The organism is uncultured Olegusella sp., assembly GCF_947253395.1.
Taxonomy (GTDB): Bacteria; Actinomycetota; Coriobacteriia; order Coriobacteriales; family Atopobiaceae; genus Olegusella.
In genome coordinates this window covers 1-4,106 of sequence record NZ_CAMXYY010000120.1, presented here as the reverse complement: position 1 = coordinate 4,106, position 4,106 = coordinate 1, and the positions used below count along the sequence as shown (strand labels likewise).

General features: G+C 49.0%; 4 protein-coding genes. All 4 read left to right on the top strand.

Annotated features, from left to right (window positions below; translation table 11 throughout):
- Nucleotides 1-746 (top strand): hypothetical protein (locus Q0X25_RS07570; RefSeq protein WP_298580772.1); only part of this gene is annotated, 746 nt, incomplete at its 5' end.
- 206 nt (nt 747-952) lie between these two features.
- On the top strand, nt 953-1,903 hold the full coding sequence (locus Q0X25_RS07565; RefSeq protein WP_298580769.1) for a substrate-binding domain-containing protein: 951 nt from the start codon (nt 953-955) through the stop codon (nt 1,901-1,903).
- Nucleotides 1,904-1,956: 53 nt separating this feature from the next.
- Nucleotides 1,957-3,150, top strand: coding sequence for an amino acid ABC transporter permease (locus Q0X25_RS07560; protein ID WP_298580766.1), 1,194 nt, complete (start codon nt 1,957-1,959; stop codon nt 3,148-3,150).
- Nucleotides 3,151-3,159: 9 nt separating this feature from the next.
- Nucleotides 3,160-3,951: an amino acid ABC transporter ATP-binding protein gene (locus Q0X25_RS07555; protein WP_298580763.1), complete on the top strand. Its 792-nt coding sequence runs from the start codon at nt 3,160-3,162 to the stop codon at nt 3,949-3,951.
- The last annotated feature ends 155 nt before the right edge of the window (nt 3,952-4,106 follow it).

Sequence of the window (4,106 nt, the reverse complement as noted above, 5' to 3'; positions counted from 1 at the left end):
TACTCAATGTGATGGAGCAGAGCAATCCTGATCTTGTGCTGTCTTCCTACTATATCGATAGCTATTTCGGGCAAAGCGAATATATCTCCAAGCAATGTAGTTGCACGGAGGAGAGTTTTGATACGCAAGCAGAATTTAGGGCTGCTGCCTGGCGTTTGCTTGAAGAAGGCCAGTTGGACAATCTTTGGGGCAAACTCTTCAAACTCGATCGCGCAAAGCAGCTCGCTATTCATTTTCGCAAGCAAAACTTTGACGGACAGCGTTTTGTGTTGGATTACGTGCGTGATATTGAGCGCGTTGCCACACGGGCACAGCCTCGCTATCACCACTGTATTGAGGGCAATAATGCCTGCCGCAGTCAGTGGGAAGACAGCCTCTATCAGCAGCTTCAAGATGAACATAAGGAGCTGCTTGAACTCTACCATCACTGGGGACTAGATGGCGATCCTGCCAGTATTGAAGTTATCCAGCGACGCTATATCAAAGGCCTTCTTGGTCTTATGAGACGTCTTTGTGACTTCTCCTGCAAAATGCCGGCGGCTGAAAAGCGCAAGCTGATACGTCAGATGATTTCAGACGACGCTGTACAACTGGCTGCACGTATAGCACGACCTGCGGGACGTTTGGATTCCCTGATGCTTTCGTCTATCCGCGCACGCAACATTGCGCTGCTTATGGTGGGTGGAAGCTTTGGGTCACATCTTATGCATTACAATGCAAAATTGTCCTTACGTAAGAAAAAATAGGGCTCGATTCTATGGCGTTTAGGTGCGCTAAGTGTTGCACGGGCGTTTCCTTTTAGCTATTTTTCGCTTCTCTACACATAAAAACGTATAATGACCTCACCACGTAGGACTTTCACGCATTAAGTTGCAAGGGGGATGGGCATGGGGCCCATCCGGTCGTACGTGCGAAAGGGGTCCGGCGAAAGCCAGAGAAAAGAGGAATAGCCATGAAGTACAACAATTGCTTTATCGACACATCATCTAACAGCGATTTTGCTCCAAACAAGCACCATATGAATCGCCGTAGTTTCCTCAAGGCTTCTGGGCTCGCGACCATTACCCTGGGTGGAATGGCATTTTTAACGGCTTGTGGACCTGCTCCTGAAGGCACGAGTGGTTCGGCCGCCAGCAGCTCTGCTTCCCCAAAGCATACCTTTGGTTCTGAGGGCAAAATGCGTGTTGGTATGGAAGCCAATTATGCTCCGTATAACTGGCAGACGGATACTCCCAGTGATTACACCCTACCTATCGAAAACGTTTCGGGAGCTTATGCCGATGGGTATGACGTGCAATTTGCAAAGATTATTGCTGAAGCCATGGAGCTAGAGCCTGTTGTTGTTGCTATGAGTTTTGATGGTTTGGTTGAGGCGTGCAAAAAGGGTCAGATTGACATCATTTGCGCTGGTATGACTGCAACGCCTGAGCGCGCTGAATCAGTTGATTTTTCTGATCCGTACCTTGAGGACACAGTTGCTGTTATCACCAAGAAGAACTCAAAGTTTGCTGGCGCTACCAGTCTTAAGGATTTATCAGGCGCTACGATAGTGGGGCAAAAGAGCACATTCTACGACGAGGCAATTGACCAAATTCCCGATGTGAATCATGTAGACGGTCTCGAGTATGCTCCCGATGTCGTAGCGCAGCTACAAAACGATCAGGTTGAGGCCATTACCTATTCGGGTGCGAGCGCCTCCAAACTCCTTGAGACATATACAGATTTTGTTGTCTGCAAGCTTGAGGATGGCTTTACTGGAGACTATAAGTCCAATAACGACAACGCTGCTATTGCCAAGGGCCAAGATGATGTCCTAAAGAAGATCAATGCTGCTATTGCCGACGTTCCTGTCAAGGAGCGCGACGAAATGTGGACTGCTTGCAACGAGCGTATGCCTCAGTAACGCTCTAGCGTCCCTCGCTTGCTTATATACATTCTTCGGAAGGATACATCCAGATGGATGACTCACACACGCAGGGCCGTTTTAAGCGGTTGTGCCAGTTTGTGCAGACCGACCATCGCTATGTGGTGTTGGCCACGAGCTTCATCGCGCTAATCGGTCTTTGGTTTTCAATGCAGCCTCGCTCGAGAATGAGTTTTTTGGCGCCCGTATATGCGCTTGAACTGCTTATGTACTATCTGCTGTTAGCATGGCTGATTTTTGCTGCGGCAGCGTTGCTGTTCAAGCTTGCAATGTGGCACAACTATGCCGAGCGCTCGCCTTTTGTACGTAAGCCTTTGGTGTGCGTGGAGCGTTATGCTTCCTATGTGGTGACTATCATTGCGGCTGTGCTCTTTGTAGACCGTGCAGTTATGGGAGTGGTGTCTTCAGCGCTAACCGCTATTGGGGCTGACAAGATTCCACATGGTGGTTTGGAAGCAGCGCTGTACATGCTCTATGAGGGGCGTGCGCTGTTCCGTACGGGTATCCTTACCACGGTTGAGTTGGCCGTTTTTGGCACAGTTATTGCGTTTTTCTTAGCACTGTTGATGGCAACACTGCGTTTGCTCAAGATTGACCGCGCAGATAATGATTTGGTTCGTTTCTTTAAGGTCGTAGGATCGGGATTTGCCAAATTTTACTCAACCGTTGTACGCGGTACGCCCATGATGGTACAGGCGCTGATTATCTATAATGCGGGCTTTGCCTTGCTGTTGGGCACGGGTATGAGTTCGGGACAGATTCGCCTGGTGTGGTCAACGTTTATCGCTGGTCTGGTAACGGTGTCTCTCAACTCCACCGCCTACATGATGGAGGTGTTGCGCGGTGGTATCGAGTCGGTTGATATAGGCCAGACCGAGGCTGCGCGTTCGCTCGGCCTTTCTCAGTGGCAAACTTTGTTGCGTGTGGTGTTTCCTCAGGGTATTAAGTTTGCTATCCCAGGCCTTTCTAACGAGCTCGTTATCAATATCAAAGACTCGTCAGTGCTGTCTGTTATTGGTGTGGTCGAGCTGATGTATGAGTCGCGTGCTATGGCTGGTATTTATTACAAGAATATCGAGGTTTATATGGTTGCCGCAGCGTTCTATCTGATTTTGACGGCACTGGCAACGTATTTGCTCAATAGGCTTTCCAGGTATTTGGATGCACCTAGGTTGGAGCAAACCTCCGACTCCATTCACGCCGCGGTTGCCGCGGACAAGCAGTAAGGAGTAGCGATGACTATCAATACTCAAACCATCCGTGAGTCGGATACTGCTGAAGAGCCCCTGGTGCGCATTGAGGGTCTGCGCAAGTGTTTTGGCAATCATGAGGTGCTCAAAGATATCAATCTAACGGTTAACAGAGGCGAAGTTGTTACCATTATCGGCGCATCTGGTTCGGGCAAATCAACTTTGCTGCGTTGTATCAACTTGCTTGAGACGCCCGATGCAGGTCATGTGTGGTTTCATGGCAGCGATCTTGCGGCCGAGCACGTGGATGTCAACAGACTGCGCCAAAACATCGGCATGGTATTTCAAAGCTTTAACTTGTTTAACAATATGAATGTGTTGGGAAATTGTACGCTGGCGCCAGTTTTGCTTAAAAAAGCGACAAAAGCGGAGGCAGAAAAGGCGGCGCTGCAGCGATTGGATGAGGTTGGACTCAAGGATTTTGCAGGAGCTGCGGTAAACACGCTTTCGGGTGGACAAAAACAGCGTGTTGCGATTGCGCGAGCGCTCTGTATGGAGCCTGAACTCATGCTTTTTGATGAACCGACAAGCGCACTGGATCCTGAGATTGTTGGTGAGGTTCTCGAGATTATGCATCGTCTTGCCGAGCAGGGCATGACCATGGTGGTTGTGACCCATGAGATGGGCTTTGCCAAAAACGTCTCTCATAAAGTTGTCTTTATGGATGAGGGGATTATTGCCGAGGAAGGCCATCCCAAGGATATGTTTACCCATCCCCAATATGAGCGTACGCGTACTTTTTTGTCTCGCTATTTGGAAGATACGAGCGCCGAATAAGAAGGGCGCAAGCCAAGAGATAGGCTTTGGTTTTGGTCGGATACTTTGTATCAGACGGTCTTATTTTACGTTTTGTTTTGACAGCTCTTGGGTGAAGTGCTGGTAACGTACAATTTCTTGCGCACTTTGACAGCAGCATAGTCTAGATATCAAAA

Coding starts and splice junctions, on each gene's coding strand:
- Q0X25_RS07565 (WP_298580769.1), top strand. CDS start 953: ATGAAGTACAACAATTGCTTTATCGACACATCATCTAACAGCGATTTT.
- Q0X25_RS07560 (WP_298580766.1), top strand. CDS start 1,957: ATGGATGACTCACACACGCAGGGCCGTTTTAAGCGGTTGTGCCAGTTT.
- Q0X25_RS07555 (WP_298580763.1), top strand. CDS start 3,160: ATGACTATCAATACTCAAACCATCCGTGAGTCGGATACTGCTGAAGAG.